The organism is Flammeovirga sp. AWQ4_249, assembly GCF_056161045.1.
This window is the reverse complement of sequence record NZ_JBSWYJ010000146.1, coordinates 1-285: the sequence shown is the minus strand read 5'-3', so window position 1 is coordinate 285 and position 285 is coordinate 1. Positions and strand designations below refer to the sequence as shown.

Here is a 285-nt window from a genome sequence, read left to right as displayed (position 1 = left end):
CCGATTGATTATAATCTGTGGGAAGTGGCAAAGCCTGTGTCATGGCTTTTGCATTTCTTTCCAATTCGATACGATGCAAAGAGATAGCAAAATTGATAGATTTTTTAGCTTGACTAAGCTCATTTGGAAAAGGCGCTAAAACACGCTTCAGCTCTGCTAGGTAATACAAAGCTAGATCACGAGCCAATGGCATATCAGAAGTTTCTGGAGTAAAGCCGATTTCCAAAGCAGCTAAAACACTGCCACGACTACCCAACTCTCTGTAAGCAGATGACTTCATGAACT

The 285-nt window shown here is 41.4% G+C and carries 1 protein-coding gene; it reads right to left on the bottom strand.

The genetic code is table 11. The features are described from left to right. Positions 1-285 (bottom strand): hypothetical protein (locus tag ACXAHM_RS26450; protein ID WP_474967082.1); only part of this gene is annotated, 285 nt, incomplete at both ends.